The following is a 22,806-nucleotide window of genomic DNA, read 5'->3' as shown; positions in this document are numbered from 1 at the left end:
GTCCGTTTGGCTCGTTGCTCGCGGGAATAAAAAATAATGAGAGGGAACGCGAATGAGATATACAGATTATAAGTTTCATGTACCGGAAGAAAAGATTGTAAGGCTGATCGTGAATACCGATGCTAAGAACGAGGCGGACGACCAGTTTGCGATCGTTCAGGCGCTGCTAAGCCCGAAATTTGAAAATGCAGGTATGATTGCGGCTCATTATGGAACGAGACATGAGGATTCCATGGAGCGGAGCTTTAAAGAGCTGGAGGTTATCTTCGACAAGATGCATTTCCCGAAGGAAAACATGATTTTCCACGGCGCGCCTCATGCAATTCCCGACAAGACGACTCCGGTTGTGAGTGAAGGGGCGGAGCTGATTGTCAGAGAAGCCATGAAGGACGACGACCGTCCGCTGTTCGCAATCTTCTTAGGCCCGCTTACGGACCTGGCGAGCGCTCTTCTCATGGAGCCGAAGATCGCATCCCGGATGACGGCTATCTGGATCGGCGGCGGAAGGTATCCGGCCGGCGGCCCGGAGTTTAACCTGGGTAATGACATCAATGCGGCCAATGTGGTGTTCCAGAGTAAAATGGAGATCTGGCAGGTTCCGAAGAACGTTTATGAGATGATGCCGCTGTCACTGGCAGAACTGGAATATAAGGTGGCTCCGTACGGGGAAATCGGAGAGTACCTTCTGCAGCAGCTGGACGAACACGCGCAGGAGGAGGGGCCAAGAAACAGCGCCTTCCGCACTGGAGAGACGTGGGTCGTCGGGGACAGCCCGGCCGTTGGCCTGCTCTTATATGAGCACAGATTTGAGTTTGACTGGGTCGAGGCGCCGCTGGTGACGGAAGACATGGCCTATGTTCATACGAAACTGAACAGACCGATCCGGATTTACCATTCCATCGACAGCAGGCTGATCCTGGATGACTTCTTTGCGAAGCTGGCGCTGTTTCATGCGAAGCATCCGGAAGGATATGCCGGTTGAATTGATGCTGCGGAAAGAAGAGAATTGATATAAAGCGAATATAAACCGGTGCAGGTTCTTTTAAAAACCCACACCGGTTTATATTCGTTTGTCTATCTGGCTTTCCTTCCGCGCCGGAATACCGGCATGGAAGCAAGAGAAACTGAAACTTCAATCCACTGACCGCCTTCATATTCGTTACCGGTCTCAGCATCTGTCCATATTTCATTTCCCGGCAGATATACCGATCTTGTTTTAGCCCCCGCTTCCAGTACCGGCGCAACTAAAATCTCGCTTCCATAGCAGTATTCATCCTCGACTTTCCAGGCATTTGTATCACCCGGAAACTCATAAAACAGCGTCCGCATGACGGGAGTGCCCTTCTCATGTGCCTCCTCCATCAGCTTCCTGGTGTAAGGGCGCATTTTCTCACGAAGCTCCATATACTTTTTGCAGATTTCATAGACCTCTTCCCCATAGCTCCACACTTCATTGGCAGCGCCGGAACAGCAGTGTGCGCCGCCTGTCGTTCCCACCTGTGGCTGCCTGGGTTCCCGGTCGCCATGAAGACGCATAACGGGACAGAACGCTCCCCACTGGAACCAGCGCACAAACAGCTCGCGGAAATCAGGATCGTCAGGATTTCCACCGTGGAATCCGCCGATATCCGTGGTCCACCAGGCAATTCCCGCCAGCCCCATATTCAGTCCGGCTGCCAGTTGGTTTTTCATGCTCGTAAAGCTGGAGGCAATGTCGCCGGACCACACCAGCGCGCCGTATCTTTGGCTTCCCGCCCAGGCACACCGCAGGAGATTCACAATTCCTTTCTGCCCCTGTGATTCCATCCCTTCATAAAATGCCCTTGCATAATCATAGGGATAGATATTGCCAATTTCTAAGTCCGTTCCCAGATAATACCGGTAATTATCAAAATCATAGGCGGTATATTCCGGTTCTGCCTCATCCAGCCAGAATACCCGGATTCCTTTTTCGTAATAATTTTTCCGCACCTTCTCCCATAGATATTCTCTGGCTTTCGGATTGGTGGCATCTACATGTACGGTGGCCCCTTCAAAATCCAGACCAACCCGGAAACCCCGTTCCGTTCGGATGAGATAGCCTTGCTCCAGCATCTCCTGATAGTTTTCAGAGTCCCGGGCCACGGTGGGCCAGACAGATACCATCAGTTCGATTCCCATCTCCTTTAATTCCTGGACCATAGCATCCGGGTCCGGCCAATAGGTTTCATCAAACTTCCACTCTCCCTGTTTTGGCCAGTGGAAAAAATCAATAACGATTAAATCAATGGGCAGATTCCGTCTCTTATATTCCCGGGCTACCGTCAACAGCTCCTCCTGTGTCTGGTATCTCAGCTTGCACTGCCAGAATCCCAGGCCATATTCAGGCATCATGGGGACCGTTCCGGTTACGGCAGCATAGGCTTCCTCTATCTCGGAAGGCGTGTCTCCGGCAGTAATCCAGTAATCGATGATTTTGGAAGCATAGGCCTCATAGCTCATAATATTTTTGCCGAATACCACCCGTCCCACTGCCGGATTGTTCCACAAGATCCCGTATCCTCTGGAAGAGAGGGCAAATGGGACGCTTGCCTGGGAATTCCTGTGGGCAAGCTCTAAATCTGTACCTTTTAAATTCAGATATGGCTGCTGATACTGCCCCATTCCGTATATTTTCTCGTCCGGATCCAGAGATTCAAACCGGCAGGTTAAGTGATACAGACCACCGATATTCGGTTTGAATTCGCGGGCCTCCACCTCGAGTGCGCCGCATTTTGGATCACATACATCTTTTCGATTGCGGCAGTATTCCTCTAACAGCAGCTTTCCATCGCTGTTAAAAACCGTAATTTTTCCAAACTGCGATACGTTGGCGCGAATCTTACCGTTGGTGATTTCCATCCCGTTTTCAGATTCCCTTATACTGGCAGTACTTGGCGGAACGTTTAACAAGGCCCAGTCCCCCTCTGGCATCCGGCTCTCCTTAAATGCCCGGATGCGCAGGGAATTATCGCCCCACGCCTCCAAAATCACTGTCTCCGAATCGTAATAATACCGTAATTTCCCTTTCTCTGCTGATAACATCTGTCGTCCTCCTGTTTTTTGACTAACCCTTTACGGCTCCGCTTGTCATTCCGCTGATAATGTATTTTTGCATAAAGATAAAAATCAAAGCAACCGGTATGATTGTAACAACTGCAAATGCAGTCAGATAACTCCATTTCGTTCCGTACTGCCCCATAAAATTAAAGATTCCCGCAGTGATCGGACGTTTTGTCTGATCGATGATAAAGGTCATGCCATAGGCTAAATCCCCCCACGCATACAGGAAGGAAAACACGGAACACACGACCACTCCCGGCTTCGCTATGGGGATCAGCACCCGGATAAAAGCCGTAAACCGGTTGCAGCCGTCAATATAAGCCGCTTCCTCCAGCTCCTTTGGGATGGATGCAAAATAATTTTTTAATATCAGGACAGAAAATGGAATCCCGATAGTTGCATCCGCCAGTATCGCGGCCACCGGCGTGTTGTATACATGCGTATTTTTAAACAAAATAAACATTGGGGTCAGCAATACGGAAACCGGAAGCATCTGAGTGACCAGAAAGCCCAGAAGAATTGCTTTTTTCCCTTTAAAATGATATTTGGCAATTCCATAAGACGCCGGCACCGCCAGGACAACGGCGATCAATGTGGCGCCTACCGAGATAACCAGGCTGTTCCCAAAAGACTGAAACATGTTAAAATCGCCGGTGGCCACCTGAGCCACATAGGATTTTGTATTCAGTACCCTGGGAAATAAGGTGGGCGGTATCTGGAAGATCTCTTTTTCTGTCTTTAACGATGTGACCACAATCCAAAACAGCGGAAACAGCAGCAGACACAGAAGGAGTACCGATAAAATATTAAGCATGATATTCCTTATCCCGGTAATTTTCTTTTCCTCATCCATTACGCTTCCTCCTCATCTGTAATCTTTATATAAAATAAGCCGACAATCAGCAGAATCACCAACAGGACATTGGCAGCCGCAGAGCCTTTGCTGTACTTAAAAAGCTCAAATGACAGCTTATAGGAATAAGTGGACAGCATATGGGTGGAATTAACGGGGCCGCCGCCTGTCATGACATAAACCAGGTCAAACACCTTAAAGGTATAGATAAAACCAAGCACCAGAACCGATTCTATAGTCGGCTTTAAAAGGGGAAGCGTAATTCTGAAAAAGGACTGTATCTTATTTGCGCCGTCAATGGATGCGCTCTCATACAATTCCTTTGGAATGGTGGTCAGCCCTGTGGAAATGAGAATCATATTAAACGGAATTCCAATCCACACATTGGCGCAGATAATTGCAAACATAGCCGTATTTGCAGATGTCAGCCAGTCTATATTTTTACCGATCAGACCCAGGCTGTGCAGAATAAAGTTTAATATTCCCACATCCGTTCCGAATATAAATTTAAAAATCAAAGCGGTCACCGTGATCGGTATCATCCAGGGCATCATTAAAAGTCCGCGTATGGGTTTGGAAAGCCGGAAATTCTGACTGAAGAATACGGCCAAAACAAAACCGATCATAAACTGGACCACCAGACATGCCACGGTAAAAATAAGGGTGTTCATAAGGGCCTTGTGAAATACGGGATCCTTAAAAATCTCCGTATAATTCGCCAGCCCCGCAAATGGCTTATGCGCCGCTGTCAGCGTCTGAATCGTGACCTGCTGAAAGCTTAAAATCAGATTGTCCACAATGGGATATCCAACAAAAATCATCATATATATAAATGCCGGCAGAACAAACAGATATCCAATGTTATCATACCGGAAAAATTTCCTTGCCCTTTTCATAAGGTTTCCTCCATTTTAGGTTAAAAAGGGAGTATACGGGCATTCCGTATACTCCGCACAATCGGTTTTCCTTATTTTACAATGGTATCAATTGCCGCCTGGGCATCGGCTGCCGCCTTATCCGGCTCCATAGCACCTGTCATGACCTGGTTAAAGGCCAGGGAGATTGCATCCGATACGGATGGCCACTCAGCCAACGGACCTCTTGCTTTTGTATACTCCATCTCTTCAATGAATTTTCTATAAACAGCGTCCCCGTCTGCTGTAAACTGTGTCTTGGCAATCTCTTTATCTGCCGAAATATATCCCATGGTATTCATCATAAAGCTGACCTGCTCCGGCTGTGTTGCATAGTTTAAAAAGTCCAGCGCGCCCGCTTCATTGCCGCCTGCAATCACGGCCCAGTTTTCGCCGCCTAAATCAGAAGCAAATTCTTTATCCTTTGGTATCAATGCCACATCCCAGTTAAGATCCGGCGCTTCCTGTCTGATGGTAGGAATCTGCCACGGTCCATTGATCATCATGGCGACATTCCCGGAGATAAACTGATTCATCACATCGCCCTGTGTCCAGTTGATGCATTCCTTACTCATCGCGCCGGAATCCACCAGGTCTTTGATAAAGGTAAGGGCCTTAATTCCGCCTTCTGAATTCATCTCATAGGAGGTAGCTCCGGTAGACCATACCCATGGCATGAAATTAAACGTGCCTTCTTCATTCTGAAGACTGCAGAAAGCAAATCCGCCCACATTGCCAGAGGTCAGTTTCTGGGCCGTGTCCTTTAATTCATCCCATGTCTCAGGCGCTTTTGTGATTCCCGCCGCTTCAAACATATCCTTGTTATAGTAAAGTCCCAGGCAGTTGCTTCCAAATGGCACACCGTAGAGCACATCCTCCAGTGTACAGGAAGCCACGGGACCGTCATAATAAGAGCTTACATCGAATTTACCAGTCAGATCAGCAAATATTCCCATGGTTGCATAGGAAGCATGGTCCGGGGAATCCAGCAATACAAGATCCGGAAGCTCACTGGCTGATGCGCCTATGGACAACTGCTTCTTAAAATCCGCAAAGGGTACGTATTTGGCAGTCAGCTTATACCCCGCCTGCTGTGTATTGTACTGATCGATCATCTCGTTTAACGCTTTTTGATGACTTTCGTTCTCCCAGTAATACCACAGTGTCATCTCTTCACCGGCTGCCGCTGTTTCTTTTGCCTCTTCCTTTGCTGCTTCCGTACTTCCTGCCGCAGTAGTGCCGCTCGCTGTTTTGGAATCTGCATTTCCGCAGCCTGCCATCATTGCCGCTGCGATTGCAGCCGCTGCTCCTAAAGCCGCCATCTTTTTTAATTTCATAAATTTCCCTCCTGTGTGTTCCTTTCTTTGATACATCTATCATAATATAGTTGGAAGCTGTACAAAACGGAAAATTTCTGCAAAAAGACCACTTATCTAAACTACTTGTGTGTTTTACGATACTCCGCCGGAAGCTGTCCCACACTGTCACGGAATACACGGCTGAAGTATTTCGCATTGGAATATCCCACTTGTTCAGCAATCTCATAAAGCTTTAGCTGACTTCCGATTAAGAGTTCCTTAGCCTTGTTAATCCTGAAATCGCGGATATATCCGCTGAACGTGATCCCCATATCCTGATGGAAAAGATTGCCCAGATATTCTGGTGTAATATCCAGTTTTCCTGCAATCTCATCTAAGGTGATGCCTGTCTGATAAAACTCCTGTATCATGCTTTTTGCTCTTTTTACCGTCAGCCGGATCATCTCCTTGTTATCCTCGGAGGCCGGCCGGATTTTTTCTGTCAGGCTGTCCGACACCGCCTCAAGCTCCTGATGGTTTTTGGCCTCCATGATTGATTCCAGCATCTTCTGTTGTTCCAGCTTCTGATACTCAAGGCATCCAACCTCTTTTCCAATATTGATAAATGCCCACAGAAAACGGACATAGCATTCCTTCACCTCCTTGGGGGTGTAGACCTTTCCATTGCGGAAATACTGATGAAAGCGGCTGATACAGTTTCTGGTCTTATCCATATCATTGGCACAGATTGCGATCTTTAACTGATTTTCCAGTTCTACGGGATAGACGCATGGAACCGTCTGAACACGGGTGATCTTGGGATAGGAAATCATGATTTCTTCCCCTAATACGATATTCCAGTCCATATAAGGGTACAGCGTATCAAAGCCTGATTTCACTTTTGCATATCCTTCAGTCTGTATCCAGCCGATTGTGGCATGAAAGTCCATACGGATCTGATTTTGCAGAATCTGATACTGAAACCACCGTTCTAAGAGATGGGCATCCGGATAATCGTACAGGATTAACATCAGCGACTTCTCATAAGGCGATTCGATCATGCACCATTTCACATCCGGCCTTTGTTTCATAATCAGTTCCAGATTTTTCTTTGCGCGTTCCCTGTTTTCATCAAAATACCATCCGAGATAAACACAGATTTGAATCAACGGGGCGGTCTCTGCCAGACCGAACTTCTTTTCCATATACTTTTTCAACTGGGGATCCGGCTTCATCCCACCCCAGATCAGTCCGCCGATTGCCTGCTCTAAGGTTCCAACTCCCTCTAAATGCTCATCCTGTTCTTTTTCAAGCTGATGTCTTATATTGGTCAGCGCCCTGGAAAACTCCCCAAAGGAAATCGGCTTCAGCAGATACTCCGTAACCCCTGACTGCATCGCTTTTCTGGCGTATTCAAATTCCGAATAGGCACTGAGCACAATTGCCTTAGTTCCTGCGTTTTCCTGATACAGCCGGTCCAGCATCTCAAGGCCGTCCATAACCGGCATTCGGATATCGGTGATCACCACGTCCGGTTTCAATTCGCGGATTAAAGCAAGGCCCTCCTGTCCATTTTCCGCGGCGCCTACGATCTCATATTCCTCGTTCAGTTTTTTCAGCAGCCGGCTGATTCCCTCCCGTATACGGATTTCATCCTCCACCACTACAATTCTCATCATACATTATCCCTCTCCACTGGAATGCAGATACTGATTCTGGTAAAGGATCCTTCTTCACTTTCTATCTGCACCTTCGCACATTCCCCATAGTACATATAAATTCTGGTGATTGCATTTTCCATACCAATGTGATTTTTCTCTTTTGTTTCTTTGAATACCCCCCGGTTCATCTGTTCTACCACCTCTTTTGAAATTCCGCATCCATTATCATAGATGCAGATCTGAAGCATCTCATGATCCGCTGCTTCTATTTTCACCAGAAGCTCATGCCTCCGGCTGACACCGTCAAAACCATGGATAATGGAATTTTCTACAAAAGGCTGAAGTAAAAGCTTATGAATCCGGTACTCCATGGTATCCGGCCTCACGTCCACCTGACAGGAAAATCCATTTTTCAGTCTGGTCTGCTGCAGGAATAAATACTGTTTCAGCCATTCACATTCCTGGCGTACCGTCACCAGGCGGTTGCTGCCATCGATTCCATACCGGAGGATGGATGCCAGCGCACCAATGGAATTGCTGATTTCAAACTGATCGTTATCTATGGCCATCCAGTTGATGGTGTCCAGGGTATTATACAGAAAATGAGGGTTGATCTGAGCCTCTAACGCGGCAATCTGCGCATCCTTTTGCTTTTCCCCGGCTCTTTTTTCACGTTCGATTGCCTCTCCCAGCTTTTCCAGCATCTGATTGAACTGTCCGGCTATGCCTGCGATCTCTGTAGGCATATTTCTGGTTATGTTCACCCGGGCAGACAGATTGCCCTTCCCCGCCTGCTTCATAGCCTGGGATAAGTTCTTTAAGGAACCGGTCAGGCTTTTAATCAGCACTGCAATCAAAATCAGCAGCGCCCCCAGAGAAGCCGCCATAACAACGAGCATTATCTGCTGCTGTGCATCCAAACGCTCAATCACCTGATTTCTGTTTGAAACATTGACGATATCCCAGTTCAGTTTTTTATCATGTATGACATAAACAGAACCGGTTTTGCTGGAAAATCCAAACTGATCGGCAATATAATCCTGGTACTGCGCCTCCCTGGCGGCAATATCCTCTGACCAGTCTATGATATGCTGTCCTAAAAGCCTGCGGTCCTGATGAGAAACAATGTCCCCCTGACTGTCCACAATAAAGTGAAAGCTGCCGGAATCCTGCCCGGAGTTGTTGCAGATATCCTGAAGAAGCTGTTCATCAATGCTGATGACAACAATTCCCAGCTCCTCATTCAGATTCTTATAATTAATAATCCGGTGGGCTATGTGAAAGAGATAATTCTTGCTGTTATTGGATTCCTTTGTCTCTCTGGTGGAAAATACATGCGTCTGATTGTCTTCGGACACTTCCTGATACAGCTCCTGCCTGCTTATTCCAAGATTATCCACCCAGGAACTTTGCGTGGAGGAACCGGTCAGAAGGTCGTAGAATACCATATCACCGTCCTGTGTGAAAACAGAGATGGATTTGATATATTCCTTGGTATAAAACAATCCGTGCAGCGTCCGGCGCAGCTGGCTGCGGCTGACTGAACGATCCTTCTTCTCATTTAAGTTCTTAAGCAGGGCTACGATATCATCATCTGTATAAATCTGAAACAGGATATCTTCATAGGATTCCAGCCATACATCAAGGCTTCCGCGGGTCTGCGACAAATTGGACCGGGTCATCTCATCCACATTATCTTTTACGATACCTGAGGTGTTGTAATAAGAGAACAGATTTAAGATGATTGCCGGTATAATCGAGGTAATGATGAATGCAAGTATCAGCCTTGCACGAAGGCTTGTGGTTCGCCCCTGATGCTTTTCCATATGAAATCACTCCTTATCCTGCCGCTTTTCTATCATATCATAAAAAAAATTATATATATAAGAATATATCTTTTTTTCTGCAATGAACAGATGAGAAAACCTAAAAAGGAGCAGATATCCGGGAAAAAATTGATGAGAGGCTAAGAGATTCTTTTTGCGTTCCAAGTGTAAGGATCTCAGAAAGCACCTCGTAAAAACGAGTGATATCTGCCCGATCCAGCTCTGCCGTCTGATATTTGAAATAAAAATCCAAACCGCGGTTCTGAGGCGCCTGCATCACCGTTAAGTAAAGCTTCTGAATATCCGCCCTGCTTGAGAACCACTCGATGTTCAGCGGGATGTGTTTTAAAAATGGGTTGGGAGAGGAGAGAGGAAGGGGCTGACAGGTCAATGCGGCTCCTTCATAGGTGGTAAGCGGCGGCATCCCGAAGGTATCGGCAAACAGCGCATTTACCTGTTCAGGATCGAAGTCGGCGTGGCGGTATATGCCGTTTTGATAAGCCTTTATCTGCCGTATCCCATCCAGAAAAGTGGCATCCGGCAAAACTACGGTCCTGCAGGGGTAGCAGTGAATCCGGCAGCCGCCGCAGGTACGGCTCTGCCTGGAAGCGCGGCGGGATACGTAATTGCGGAGGCTGATGTCCGGTTCTCCATCATTGGCAAAGGACAGCGCAGTGCGCATGGCCATGAGCAGCAGATTAGCCATGGACACGGAATGCTTCCGGCAGTATGCTTCCAGCCGGGCAGCCTCCTTTTTCGGCAGAGTGAACTTCTCCATATCGCCGTCCATGGGCTGTATGATCCGGTCGGCAGCGCGCAGGCCGGGAAGGCCGTGGCTGATCCGGCTTTGCATCAGTTTCCGGGAGCCGCCGATATCTGTGTAGATGGGTTCGCCTGCGGACAGCAGCTGCCTCCAGAAGGCGCTGTCCCTTTCCCTGCGCAGCGGATCCTGTTCCCGCCGTAAATCTGACTGCAGAACCTCTTCATAACACGCCGGCATGTCTGGCGCCGGCGATCCGTAAAGGTAATGGCAGTACAGCTGGAACGTATCATTCATCATAAAAATCAGTCCGCAGGAATCCATGATGCGGTGATCGATACAGAGGTAAAGGCCGTTCCAGCCGCCTGGAAGGGATACCATGACAAAACGCAGGAGGGGGGAATCCGCTTCGTCAAAGCCAAGAGTGCTCCAGTGATTCATCAGGGCCTTGATCTCCGGGGCGCTTTTATCCTTTAAGTTTTCATATGTAATGTCAGGGGAACTCTCCGGGACAATATACTGCCGGATTCCACCGTCTCTGTGCGGCGGCGTGAACTGGACCCGCAGGCACTCAAGACGCCGGACTTCTTCTTTCAGGCATTTTTCTAACAGGGAAAAGTCTACGGGAGCATGTAAGGAAATGCACACTCCGATGGTTAAAATCTGGGCTGTGCCGAATTCTTCAAGGGCCTGCTGGAGCATGCGCTGGGAAGAGGTGAGGGGAAAAAGGGTATTAGTCATGTGGCCACGCTGCCTTTCCGGGATTGCATAAGTGTTACAATATATGAAATCCGGGGAAGGTCAATGACAACACATGCAAAGCAACCAAAAATCAGTGTAGTAAATCCACCATGAGTGAATGGAATTTTTCGTGTTCGCTCCACTGCGGAAAGTGGCAGGAGTGCTCAAACCAGTGAAACTGCTTTTCCGTCTGTATGGTATCATAGTATTCTTTTGCAAGCACGGATGAGACGTGGACGTCGTGACGCCCCTCCACGAATATGACAGGCGCCCCATACTCGGTCCGGCCTTCAAAATTAACCTCCATAAGCTCAGGCCACAGCCGTTTGATTGCCTGCAGGCTGCCCTTCTGGCGCCGTATCAAATCAGGAATCGAATAATACCTGGAAAATAGGAACGGTGTCACCAGGGGATTATAATTTGTCCTGCCATAGAGGGAGCCTCCGTGTTTTACAACCTGTTTTGTCACGAAAAGCAGATCGTCCAGCCAGTTTTCACCGGTGTAGGTGCAGTCCGCCTTTTTCAGCCGCGCAAGAGCTTTTTTACCGGCGTGTGCGGCGGCGAACTCGTAGCCCGTGCGGCTGGCTTTTTTCATGTTTACCACCTGGCCGCATCCGACATAGGCGCGTACCTTCTCCGGATGCTTCTCCGTATAGGTAAGCCCCAGGACGCTTCCCCAGGAATGTCCGACGAGATAGAGCTTTTCCTGATGGTAACGTTCGGTTAAGAGTGTCACCAGCGCATGGAGATCCTCGAGAAAGGTAGCGATGGTGACGGTGCTGTCTCCGAAATCGTAATAGGATTTACCTGCCCCGCGCTGCTCCCATACGACGACGGTAAAGTGCTTCTCCAGCTCGCTGTTGTATTTCAGAACCAGCGGCAGCGCGGCGTCTCCGGGGCCGCCGTGAAGATAGAGGAGAAGGGGCAGATGGTCTCTTTCCGCCCGGATTGATACGTACTGCGGTACTCCGTTAAGGGTGATGGTGGTCTGGTGGCTGATTGGCATAGGGGCCTCCTTCGGCATTAAATTGCAGAATTTATCGCTGTGCTGCAGCGTTACAGTTCACAGCCCCGTCGTCCTCTGCTTCTCGGTCTGCCCCGTCTGGCTTATGCGTGGTTTCCAGTTCAAGTTTCGGGGATAAGCACTTCTAAACGTGCAGAATTTTTCTAAAAACCAGGGAAAATTCCCAAACTCGCTGCGCTCAGACAGGTGGGAATCTCCCCTGAACGAAAAATCCTGCGCGTTAAGAATTGCTAATCCCCTGCAAAGTCACTGGAAACCACGCATAAGCCAGACGGGGCAGACCGGGAAGCAGAGGACGACGGGGCTGTGAACTGCAACGCTGTAACCGGCACTGCTTTCATTATAGTGAATTGGGATTGACATTATATGTTTAAAGATACTATTATAATAATATATAATATTAAAGAAGCGCTGCCGATTGTACGGTTGGCCCCATGAAAACAGCTTAATCAAAAATGACCGCTTGTTTTCTCAGGACAGGGCGGTTATTTTGTGATTATGATTGCCTTCTGTGGCAGAGCCAAGTCCAAATGCTGTCAGTAAGAGACTAAGAGCAGCGATCAGACCTTCAAGTGTCAGCAATGGCAATATTATTATAACAAACCATGGTACAGAAAACAACATAAAAAAGTAACAGGCAGCTGCTCCGGGAATCCTTCCTGAGAGCAGCTGCCTGTTTTAAAAACATGTATTCACTAAATAATTAAACGTTTATTTAACCCTTCACACTCTTCCTCTCATGCAGCTTCACTGAAACCTCCGTCTTAATCATCACCTTCGTCTCCCCCGCGATCTTCTGCAGGAGTCTTAGAACGGCCAGTTCACCGAGGCGTTTCTTTGGAACCTCCATGGTCGTGAGCGGCGGTTCGAGGAAATCACAGATCGGGGTATCGTCGAAGCCGACGATGGAGATGTCTTCCGGGATCTTGTAGCCGAATTCCTTAAAGGCCCGCATGGCACCGGCGGCGATTAGATCGTTGTCGGCAAAGTAGGCCGGGGCAACCGGTGGTTTTTCGCGGAGAATCTCCGACATATCCGTGTAGGCGCCCTCCATGGAAGGCGTCAGCCTGTGGACGTAGGGGTGGCTGGTGGGGAGGTCGTGGTGGCGCAGCGCCTTGTAATAACCATCCGCCCGCTCCTCAAAGTTGCCGATGGGATAGGAGGAACGCAGGTAGCCGATCTCTCCCAGACCCTTGTCGATTAAGTAGTTGGTGGCCAGGTATGCACCCTGCACATTGTTGATCAGGACGGAATCACAGTCCAGCTCTTCAAAGTACGTATCCAGCACCACCATAGGTACCTTCAGCCTGGTAAATGGCTGGAAGTACTCCACATCCATCTCCGTGCCCAGCAGGAGGATTCCCTGGCAGTTCTTCTCCGAGAGCTCCTGAATCTGTGCGCCGATATCTTTATTTTCATAAAAATAAGTAATCTGTAGTTCGAATCCCTTTCCCTTGCAGGCCTGTTCGATTCCCTCCGTCAGCTGGGAGAAGAACGGCGTATCTGCGACGACGGTTCCGTGTTTTTTGTAAATGACATACAGGATACTGCCTTTTTCCTCGGCGGTATCCCATTTTTTTGAAAAATCGTAACCGTATTCCCTGGCAGCATCCAGGACCAGGTTTCTGGTCTTTTCGCTGATGCCAGGTTTGCGGTTTAATACCATGGAAACCGTGGCTGCCGATATATTTAACTTCTGAGCCAGCTCCTTCGCTGAAATTGACATACTTGGCCCTCCTCTGACACAAATATCAAACGCATAAATACTGCTTAAAAATAAAAAAGTACTGTTTACTTAATCATACAGGAATTAGTTAAATTCGTCAATAGATTATTCCTATATAATTTAAAGAAAATTAAGTTAAATTCAATTGACATTTCAAATAAGATTTAATATAATTAAGTTAATAATAAAGATAGAATTTAATATAATTCAATTGCGATTTAAAAGGAGGAAACGTATGTTATCACTGAAACTGGGGTTTGCGCCTACACGAAGAAGCATATTCAGCGCTCCGGATGCGTTAAAGTTTGCCGGGTTAACGAAGAAACGTCTGGAAGAGCTGGGAGTAGAGTTTGTCGGTCTCGACGGGATCAATGAAGAGGGACTGCTATACGATGACGGCGATCTCGACGCCATTGTGAAACGTTTTGAGGAGGCAGGTGTTGACGGACTGTTTCTTCCTCACTGTAATTTTGGAACAGAATACGTCTGTGCAAGGCTTGCAAAGCGTTTGAATGTTCCGGTTCTCTTATGGGGACCAAGGGATGAGAGGCCGGATGAGAATGGAATCCGTTTAAGGGACAGCCAGTGCGGTTTATTTGCTACCGGAAAAGTCCTGCGCAGATTCGGGGTGCCGTTTACCTATTTAACAAACTGCCGTCTGGAGGATCCGGAATTCGAGGGCGGAATTCGTAACTTCCTGGCGGTCTGCAACGTGGTGAAGGTATTCCGCCATACGAGAATTCTTCAGATCGGGCCGAGACCCTTTGATTTCTGGTCCACCATGTGCAACGAAGGGGAACTGCTGGAGAAATTTCAGATTCAGTTATCACCGATTCCGATTCCGGAGCTGACCGCCGAGATGAAGCGGGCGAAGGAGGAGGGCGTGGAGGTGCAGGCTGTGATGGACTACTGCAGAACCGGCATGTGCGTCAAGATCAAAGATGGGGAACTGGAAAATGTAGCCGCCCTCAAGGTAGCGATGAAACGCCTGACCGAAAAGTACGGCTGCAATGCGGTCGCAATCCAGTGCTGGAACGCGCTTCAGAGCGAGATCGGAATCATGCCCTGCGCGGCCAATTCCTTATTAAATGAAGAAGGAATTCCCGTTGTCTGTGAGACCGATATTCATGGAGCGATCACCGCGGTGATGGCGGAAGCGGCGGGGATGGACGAGGCGAGAACCTTCTTTGCGGACTGGACGGTGCGCCATCCGGACAACGAAAACGGGGAGCTGCTTCAGCACTGCGGCCCGTGGCCGATCTCCGTGGCGAAGGAAAAACCAACCATCGGCTACCCTCTGGCCTTCGACTATCCGGGGGCAGTGGAGGCCGAAGCGAAGCACGGTGAGATGACCCTTTGCCGCTTCGACGGCGACAACGGAGAGTATTCCCTGCTTCTTGGAAATGCCAGGGGCATCGAGGGACCATACACGAAAGGCACGTATGTGTGGGTGGAGGTAGAGGATTTAAAACGCCTTGAGAACAAGCTGGTCTGCGGCCCGTATATCCATCACTGTGTGGGAATCCACAAAGACGTAGTGCCGGTATTATATGAGGCATGCAAATACATAGGAGTCACCCCGGATTTATATGATCCCATCGAGGAAGAGGTAAAAGCGGCGATCTACAGTCCGTCCGGCAGGTGAAAGGGGTAAGTAAATCAGAGCGAATTGCAGCATATCAGAACAAGGGGTAAATGGAATGAATGAAAATCTAAAGGCGCTGTCCTACGCGCTTCGTAAAAATGTACTGGACATGGTATACAGGGCAAAAACCGGCCATATCGGCGGAGATTTCAGCGTCATGGAAATCCTGGTAAGCCTGTACCTGAAGGAAATGAACATCAGCCCGGAAAATCAGGATGATCCTGACCGGGATTACTTCGTGATGAGCAAGGGCCATTCCGTGGAGGCCTACTATTCGGTTCTGGCGGCGAAGGGATTTCTGGATATCGATGACGTCATCCGGAATTTTTCCACATTCGGTTCAAAGTATATCGGCCATCCCAACAACAAGCTGCCGGGCATCGAGATGAATTCCGGTTCCCTGGGACACGGCCTGCCTGTGTGCGTGGGCATCGCAAAAGCGTGTCAGATGGACGGCCGGCCGAGCCGCGTCTACACGGTTATGGGAGACGGAGAGCTGGCGGAAGGTTCCGTCTGGGAAGGCGTCATGGCAGCTTCCCAGTACCGTCTGGATAACTTGTGCGCCGTGGTCGACAGAAACCGGCTTCAGATCTCCGGTTCCACGGAGGAGGTCATGCACCACGACGATCTTGCGGCCCGTTTCGCGGCATTTGGCTGGAACGTCCTAAGTGTGGCAGGCAATGAGATCGACGCCCTTCTGGACGCATTTGAAGCAGCGAGGGAGACAAAGGGATGCCCTACCGTAGTGATCGCCAATACCACGAAGGGATGCGGCGTCTCTTTCATGGAAAACAGTGCCGGGTGGCATCACAAGGTGCCGGATGCCAAACAGTATCAGGCGGCTGTAAAAGAGTTGCGTGAGCGGGAGTTACGGTCGCTCAGCGCGCATAACAAGGAGGCTTAGTGCTATGAATAAAATACCAAACCGACAGGTAATCTGTGACGTGCTGATGGAGCATGCGAAGACCGACAGGGACATCGTTGTGCTGTGCAGTGATTCCAGGGGAAGCGCCTCCATGACGCCATTTACGGAAGGCTATCCGGAACAGTTTGTGGAGACCGGAATTGCGGAACAGGATTTAGTCAGCATTTCCGCAGGCATGGCCAGGGCGGGGAAAAAACCGTATGCCGCATCTCCCGCCTGCTTCTTAAGCACTAGAAGCTATGAACAGGCTAAGGTGGATGTGGCCTACTCCAACACCAATGTGAAGCTGATCGGAATCAGCGGAGGAATCAGCTACGGAGCATTGGGAATGAGCCACCATTCGGCCCAGGATTTTGCGGCCATGTGCGCGATCCCAAATATGAGAGTCTATGTGCCCAGCGACCGCCATCAGACGAGAAAACTGATGGAGTCTCTGGTATCGGATGAGAAGCCGGCCTATATCCGCGTGGGAAGAAATCCGGTGGAAGATATATACGAGGAAGACCGTGTTCCATTTGAGATGGACCGCGCAACTGTGATCAGCGAGGGAACCGACCTGGCGATCATTGCGTGCGGGGAGATGGTCCGGCCCGCCATGCAGGCGGCGGAACTGTTAAAGGAAAGAGGAATATCCGCCGCGGTTCTCGACATGTACTGCTTAAAACCCCTTGATGAAAAAGCGGTGATCACCGCGGCAGAGGGTGTGAAGGCGGTAATCACAGTGGAGGAGCATGCACCGTTCGGCGGCCTGGGCGCCATGGTCAGCCAGGTGCTGGCCAAAAACTGTCCGAGAAAAATGGATATCCTCGCGCTGCCGGATGCCCCGGTGATTACGGGAACCTCGAAGGAAGTATTTGACTATTACGGCCTGAACGCAGAAGGTATTGCGAAAAAGGCGATGGAGCTGTTGACATGAAACAGAAATTTATAATAGGAATAGACCAGAGCACCCAGGGAACGAAGGCGATACTGTTCGATGAAAAGGGAAACCTGCTTCACCGGACGGACAGGAGCCACGCCCAGCTGATCGATGAACGCGGCTGGGTGGAACACGATCCGGAAGAAATCTACCGGAATACGCTTCTGGTGGTGGAAGAGCTGCTGGGGAAGAGCGGCGTGGACCGCGAAGCCGTGGCCTGCGTGGGAATCAGCAATCAGAGGGAAACCGCCATGGCGTGGAACCGGAATACCGGGAAACCCGTCTATAACGCCATCGTCTGGCAGTGCGCCAGGGGAGAGGAGATATGCAGGCGGATTGCGGTAGGAGCTGTGAGGCAAAAAGACAATCTTAGTGCAGCCGAAGACGTGAGACAGAGAACCGGCCTTAAGCTCTCCCCTTACTTCTCCGCGGCAAAACTGGCCTGGATTATGGAACACGTGGAAGGGGCTGCCGGTCTGGCCGCCCGCGGGGAGCTTTGCTGCGGCACCATGGACAGCTACCTGGTATACCGTCTGACAAAGGGGAAGGAATTCCGCACCGACTATTCCAACGCTTCCAGAACCCAGCTCTTTCATATACGAGATTTAAAATGGGATGAGACGCTGTGCGGAATATTTGGAATTCCTATCGCCTGCCTGCCGGAGGTGACCGATTCCGATGGATATTTCGGAATGACCGATTTTGAGGGAATCCTGCCTGCCGAGGTGCCGATCCACGGCGTGATGGGTGATTCCCACGGCGCGCTGTTCGGCCAGGGCTGTCTCACCCGCGGCATGATGAAAACCACGTACGGCACGGGTTCCTCCATTATGATGAACATCGGAGAGCAGCCGATCTTCTCAGATCTGGGAATTGTCACCTCCCTGGCCTGGAAGACGGGCGGCCGTGTCCAGTACGTGCTGGAAGGAAATATTAACTATACGGGCGCCGTCATCACCTGGATGAAAGATCAGGTGGGCCTTCTGAAGCATGCGGCGGAATCGGAGGAACTGGCCAATACGGCCAATCCGGCAGACCGCACGTACCTCGTTCCGGCGTTCTCCGGTCTCGGGGCTCCGTACTGGCGCAGCGACGTGTCTGCGGCCTTTGTCGGTATGAGCAGGACCACCGGCCGCGCCGAAATGGTGAAGGCCGGTTTATGCAGCATTGCTTACCAGATCGCAGACATTGTGGCGCTGATGAAGGAGGCGGCCGGAATCGGTGAGGTGGAGCTTCGGGTCGATGGAGGTCCAACAAAAAACAGCTTCCTGATGCAGTTCCAGAGTGATATACTGGATAGCAGAATCAGGGTGCCCGGGGTGGAGGAGCTTTCCGGCCTTGGAGCAGCCTATGCGGCCGGCCTTGGAGCCGGGATTTACGATGAATCCCTGTTTGGAAGGCTTCCGAGCATCCAGTACGCGCCTGCGATGAATCCCGCGGAGCGGAACGAAAAGCTGAAGGGATGGAAGGCGGCCGTGGAAATGGTGCTGAAGCCTTAAGAAGACGGAGGAAGCAAAGGAGAATCATCATGTTAGAGATCGTAAGAATCTTAATGGATTACGAAAAAGACCCGGCCGGTGTCGAAGAGATGCCCCAGTTTAACTGGGAACTGAAGTCGGATAAACGCGGTGTCGTGCAGAAGGCGTACCAGCTGCAGATTGCAGAAAACCGTGACTTTGATACACCTGTCTACGACAGCGGAGTGACAGAGAGCTGTGAATCCGCCCACATCCGCCCGCTTCACGTGGAACTGAAATCCGCTGTGAATTACGGTGTCCGTGTCCGGGTATGGGCAGGAGCAGGAGATGTCCTCCACGCCGCTTTAGCGGAATGTGAGGAGAGCGCCTGGTGTGAGGGAAGCTTTGTGACAGCCCTGCTAAGCAGCGAGGAGTGGAAGGCGCCCTTCGTATCGGCCGAATCCGCGCCCGCCTGCCTGGAAGAGTCGAAGGGAACCCTGGTGAGAGGAAGCTTTTCGGTCGGCAGTGGTTTAAAAGAGGCGTATGCGTTTACCACGGCGCTGGGGCTGTACCATTTCTATTTAAATGGAGAAAAGGTGGGAGAGGATGAGATGACGCCCGGATGGACATCCTACCGCCGCCACCTGCTGTACCAGACGTACGATGTCACCAGATGCTTAAGAGAAGGCGTCAACACCGCAGGCGCCATGGTGGGGGCGGGATGGTACAAAGGCGTCATGGGTCTCACGAGATCCCGCAATAACTATGGAGACCAGACCGCGTTTGCCATGCAGCTGGTTTTGAGATATGAAGACGGACGGGAAGAGACCGTCTGCACCGGTGACAGTTGGGAGGGGACGGACGCCCCGGTGGTATTTTCTGAAATATATCACGGGGAAACGTATGACGCCTCTCTGGAGCTTCCGGGTTGGTGCGGGGCTGACAGGACTGCCGCAGATCACACCGCCGGCGGCTGGCATGCCGTGGAAACCGTCCCGTTTGACACCTCGGTCCTGCATGCACAGGGCGGCGCCAGAGTCCGGGTGATTGACCGGATTCCTGCGAAAGAAGTGTTCGTCACACCCAAAGGGGAGACTGTCATCGATTTTGGACAGAATATGGCAGGAAGAATCCGCGTGACGGCAAGCGGGAAGAAGGGCGATGTCATAGAGCTGCGCTGCTTCGAGATTCTGGACACGGAGGGCAGCGTCTATCTGGATAACCTGCGTAAGGCCAGAACCACCATGAAGTATATCTTTGGGAGGGACGGCGAGATTACGTACCACCCGCATTTTACCTATATGGGATTTCGGTATGCCCTGGTGGTCTCGTATCCGGGAACGCCGGAGGCGAAGGCATTTACGGCAGAGACGCTTCACTCCGGGATGGAGCCGGCCGGAGAGATCACCTGTTCCAATCCGCTGCTGAACCAGCTTCATCACAACTATCTCTGGGGGCTGAAGGGCAATTTCTTAGATGTGCCTACGGACTGCCCGCAGCGTGACGAGCGGCTGGGCTGGACGGGAGACGCTCAGATTTTCTGCCGCACGGCGTGTTATCTGATGAATACCTATACCTTTTATAAGAAATGGCTTTGGGATTTAAAAGCGGATCAGACGCCGGAAGGCGGAGTTCCCCATGTGGTTCCCAACATCGAGGAGGAGCACGCGGAAGGCAACTGGCTTTTGAAGCAGGGACCTCATTCCGCCTCCGCATGGGCGGACGCGGCCGTCATCGTTCCATGGACCATGTATCTGATGTACGGAGATACGGCGATCCTGGAGCGGCAGTACGACAGCATGAGGAAATGGATCGAGTTCATGAGGGAGCACTCCGAGGATTATATCTGGAATTACAAGCTTCAGCTGGGCGACTGGGTGGCGCTGGATGCCGAGGAGGGGAGCTTCTTCGGGGCTACGCCGACCGACCTGACCTCCACGGCCTATTTTGCCTATTCCACAGGATTGTTTGCCAGAATCGCCGGAATTCTGAAGAAGGATGAAGCGGCGGAGTATGAGGACTTATACGGACATATCGTGAAGAAGTTCCAGGACACCTTTTTTGACGGGAACGGCAGCTTAAAGGCCCAGACGCAGACCGCCCATATCGTGGCACTTTACTTCGGACTGGTGCCGGAAGGCAGGACCGAACAGACCGTAAACGGGTTAAAACGCCTTTTGGATAAAGAAGACGGCCATCTCGTAACCGGTTTTATCGGAACGCCGTATTTCTGCCACACCTTAAGCCGGAATGGATGCTTAAAGGAGGCTTACGACCTGCTTTTAAAGGAAGATTACCCTTCGTGGCTGTATCAGGTGAAGATGGGGGCGACCACCATCTGGGAGCACTGGGATGGGATTAAGCCGGACGGAACCATGTGGAGCCCGGGTATGAATTCCTTTAATCACTATGCTTACGGAGCCATCGGCGAGTGGATGTACCGCGTTATGGCTGGAATAGAGACAGATGAGGCCGCTTTCACAGGGGCGGGCTTTAAACATGCGGTGATCTGGCCGCGCATGGGCGGAGGCTTAAGCTATACCGATGCCAGGCATGAGACCATCTACGGCACGATCCGCGTGCGCTGGGAGATGGAGGGAAACCGGATCTCCTTATTGGCAGATATCCCGGCCAACACCGGAGCGGCCATACGGCTTGACCGTGCGCAGCGCGTGGTGGAAGACGATGGATTGTGCTTTAGACCTGGGGATGGATATATGGAGGCGGAAGCCGGGTCCGGGACGTATCGGATTGTGTTTGAAATATAGCAGGAAAAACAGAGTGAACATACTGGGAGGGCAAGGCGGCCCTGGCATGTTCACTCTGTTTTATTTTGTATTGGAGAGCAGGACCTTTCTGCCTGATATGTAATAAATGAATAAAAAGGAAAGATATAATAAAGAATTATATACAGATTAGCTAAAAAAGTATTGACTGTTGATAAGTCTTGTGATAATATCAGTAGTAGTAATAGAAATAATATTAATAGGGTATGGAGGTAGGCAATGACAAAGAGGGAGCGGGTAATCACTGCAATTCAGGGGGGTGAGGCCGATTATGTTTCGACTGGCTTTTCTCTGCATTTTCCTGCAGAACGCGCGTTTGGAAAGGAGGCTGTAACGTCACATCTGGAGTTCTTTGAAAGGACTGATACGGATATTCTGAAGATTATGAACGAGAATCTCGTTCCGGATATCGGAGAGATACGGGTTCCGGAGGACTGGAATAAGATTCCGTCGTATTCCTTAAAAGACACCTTTATGCAGGATCAGATTCATCTGGTAGATGAGATTCTTCAAAAGTGTGATCCCAGTGCTTTCAAATTAGGCACCATTCACGGGATCTGCGCTTCGGCAATCCATCCAATTGAAGCGAGATACGGATACGAGGCTGTCAGAGAACTGTTCTGCACTCACATCAGGGAAAATAAGAAACCAGTAATCGAGGCATTTAAGCGAATAACCGATGGCATGTGCCAGTTGTCCCAGAAGTACATCGAGATGGGACTTGACGGTGTCTATTATGCGGCTTTAGGCGGAGAGAAGCATTACTTTACGGACGACGAGTTTGCCGAGTGTATAGAACCGTATGACAAGCAGATTTTACGTGCAGTGAAAGAAGCGGATGGGTACACATTTCTGCATATGTGTAAAAACAATCTGAATATGAACCGGTATGCGACGTATGGCGATTTAGCCGATGTCGTGAACTGGGGAGTTTATGAAACGGGATTTTCTCTTGAAGAGGGGAGACAGTTATTTCCGAACGCCGCTGTCATGGGGGGACTGGCGAATCGAAGTGGTGTCATGGTAGATGGTACCGGAGAGCAGCTCGCAGAGGCAGCAAAAAAAGTTGTTATGGATTTTGGAAAAAAGGGTTTCATCATGGGGGCTGACTGTACCCTTCCAACAGAGATTCCATATGAAAGGATTAAGATAATTGTAGACGCAGTAAGAAGTATTTAAAAGGAGAAGAA

At 50.2% G+C, this 22,806-nt stretch carries 16 protein-coding genes; 7 read left to right on the top strand and 9 right to left on the bottom strand.

From position 1 onward, the window contains the following. Nucleotides 1-52: 52 nt before the first annotated feature. Nucleotides 53-982: a nucleoside hydrolase gene (locus H8S80_RS19680; RefSeq protein WP_117621514.1), complete on the top strand. Its 930-nt coding sequence runs from the start codon at nt 53-55 to the stop codon at nt 980-982. A 92-nt stretch (nt 983-1,074) separates the two neighbouring features. Here H8S80_RS19680 and H8S80_RS19675 read toward each other — a convergent pair whose 3' ends face one another. The 9 genes from H8S80_RS19675 to H8S80_RS19635 all read right to left on the bottom strand — a co-directional run bounded on the left by H8S80_RS19675 (nt 1,075) and on the right by H8S80_RS19635 (nt 13,884). Continuing rightward, nucleotides 1,075-3,063, bottom strand: coding sequence for a glycoside hydrolase family 31 protein (locus H8S80_RS19675; protein WP_117621513.1), 1,989 nt, complete (start codon nt 3,061-3,063; stop codon nt 1,075-1,077). A gap of 22 nt (nt 3,064-3,085) precedes the next feature. Beyond that, on the bottom strand, nt 3,086-3,934 hold the full coding sequence (locus H8S80_RS19670) for a carbohydrate ABC transporter permease (RefSeq protein ID WP_025529869.1): 849 nt from the start codon (nt 3,932-3,934) through the stop codon (nt 3,086-3,088). Next, nucleotides 3,934-4,830, bottom strand: coding sequence for a carbohydrate ABC transporter permease (locus tag H8S80_RS19665; RefSeq protein ID WP_002601254.1), 897 nt, complete (start codon nt 4,828-4,830; stop codon nt 3,934-3,936). Before H8S80_RS19665 ends, H8S80_RS19670 begins: the two co-directional genes overlap by 1 nt. Before the next feature lie 71 nt (nt 4,831-4,901). Next, a complete protein-coding gene (locus H8S80_RS19660; RefSeq protein ID WP_025529870.1) occupies nt 4,902-6,185 on the bottom strand; it encodes a sugar ABC transporter substrate-binding protein in 1,284 nt (427 codons plus the stop codon). A 101-nt stretch (nt 6,186-6,286) separates the two neighbouring features. Then, nucleotides 6,287-7,825, bottom strand: coding sequence for a response regulator transcription factor (locus H8S80_RS19655; RefSeq protein ID WP_029465318.1), 1,539 nt, complete (start codon nt 7,823-7,825; stop codon nt 6,287-6,289). After that, the gene (locus H8S80_RS19650; RefSeq protein WP_117621512.1) at nt 7,822-9,633 is read right to left on the bottom strand and encodes a sensor histidine kinase; all 1,812 of its coding nucleotides are present in this window, start codon (nt 9,631-9,633) and stop codon (nt 7,822-7,824) included. Before H8S80_RS19650 ends, H8S80_RS19655 begins: the two co-directional genes overlap by 4 nt. A 100-nt stretch (nt 9,634-9,733) precedes the next feature. Then, nucleotides 9,734-11,134: a condensation domain-containing protein gene (locus tag H8S80_RS19645; RefSeq protein WP_117621511.1), complete on the bottom strand. Its 1,401-nt coding sequence runs from the start codon at nt 11,132-11,134 to the stop codon at nt 9,734-9,736. A 91-nt stretch (nt 11,135-11,225) separates the two neighbouring features. Next, nucleotides 11,226-12,140, bottom strand: a complete 915-nt coding sequence (locus H8S80_RS19640; RefSeq protein WP_117621510.1) for an alpha/beta fold hydrolase — start codon at nt 12,138-12,140, stop codon at nt 11,226-11,228. A gap of 733 nt (nt 12,141-12,873) precedes the next feature. After that, nucleotides 12,874-13,884, bottom strand: coding sequence for a LacI family DNA-binding transcriptional regulator (locus H8S80_RS19635; protein ID WP_002601247.1), 1,011 nt, complete (start codon nt 13,882-13,884; stop codon nt 12,874-12,876). Between the two features lie 235 nt (nt 13,885-14,119). On the opposite strand from H8S80_RS19635, the gene H8S80_RS19630 reads away from it, so the two are divergent. The 6 genes from H8S80_RS19630 (at nt 14,120) to H8S80_RS19605 (ending at nt 22,795) form a co-directional block, all read left to right on the top strand. Beyond that, entirely contained in the window at nt 14,120-15,529 is a 1,410-nt protein-coding gene (locus H8S80_RS19630; RefSeq protein ID WP_002601246.1) for an L-fucose/L-arabinose isomerase family protein, read from the top strand. 55 nt (nt 15,530-15,584) lie between these two features. After that, on the top strand, nt 15,585-16,433 hold the full coding sequence (locus tag H8S80_RS19625) for a transketolase (RefSeq protein ID WP_117621509.1): 849 nt from the start codon (nt 15,585-15,587) through the stop codon (nt 16,431-16,433). Between the two features lie 4 nt (nt 16,434-16,437). After that, nucleotides 16,438-17,370, top strand: coding sequence for a transketolase family protein (locus tag H8S80_RS19620; RefSeq protein WP_055660997.1), 933 nt, complete (start codon nt 16,438-16,440; stop codon nt 17,368-17,370). Then, a complete protein-coding gene (locus H8S80_RS19615) occupies nt 17,367-18,872 on the top strand; it encodes an FGGY-family carbohydrate kinase (protein WP_117621508.1) in 1,506 nt (501 codons plus the stop codon). Before H8S80_RS19620 ends, H8S80_RS19615 begins: the two co-directional genes overlap by 4 nt. Nucleotides 18,873-18,901: 29 nt before the next feature. Then, nucleotides 18,902-21,598: a family 78 glycoside hydrolase catalytic domain gene (locus H8S80_RS19610; RefSeq protein WP_117621507.1), complete on the top strand. Its 2,697-nt coding sequence runs from the start codon at nt 18,902-18,904 to the stop codon at nt 21,596-21,598. Nucleotides 21,599-21,835: 237 nt separating this feature from the next. Next, a complete protein-coding gene (locus tag H8S80_RS19605; RefSeq protein WP_117621506.1) occupies nt 21,836-22,795 on the top strand; it encodes a uroporphyrinogen decarboxylase family protein in 960 nt (319 codons plus the stop codon). Nucleotides 22,796-22,806: the final 11 nt, after the last annotated feature.

The sequence above is a fragment of the Hungatella sp. L36 genome (assembly GCF_014288035.1).
This window is presented reverse-complemented; position numbering and strand designations above follow the sequence as displayed.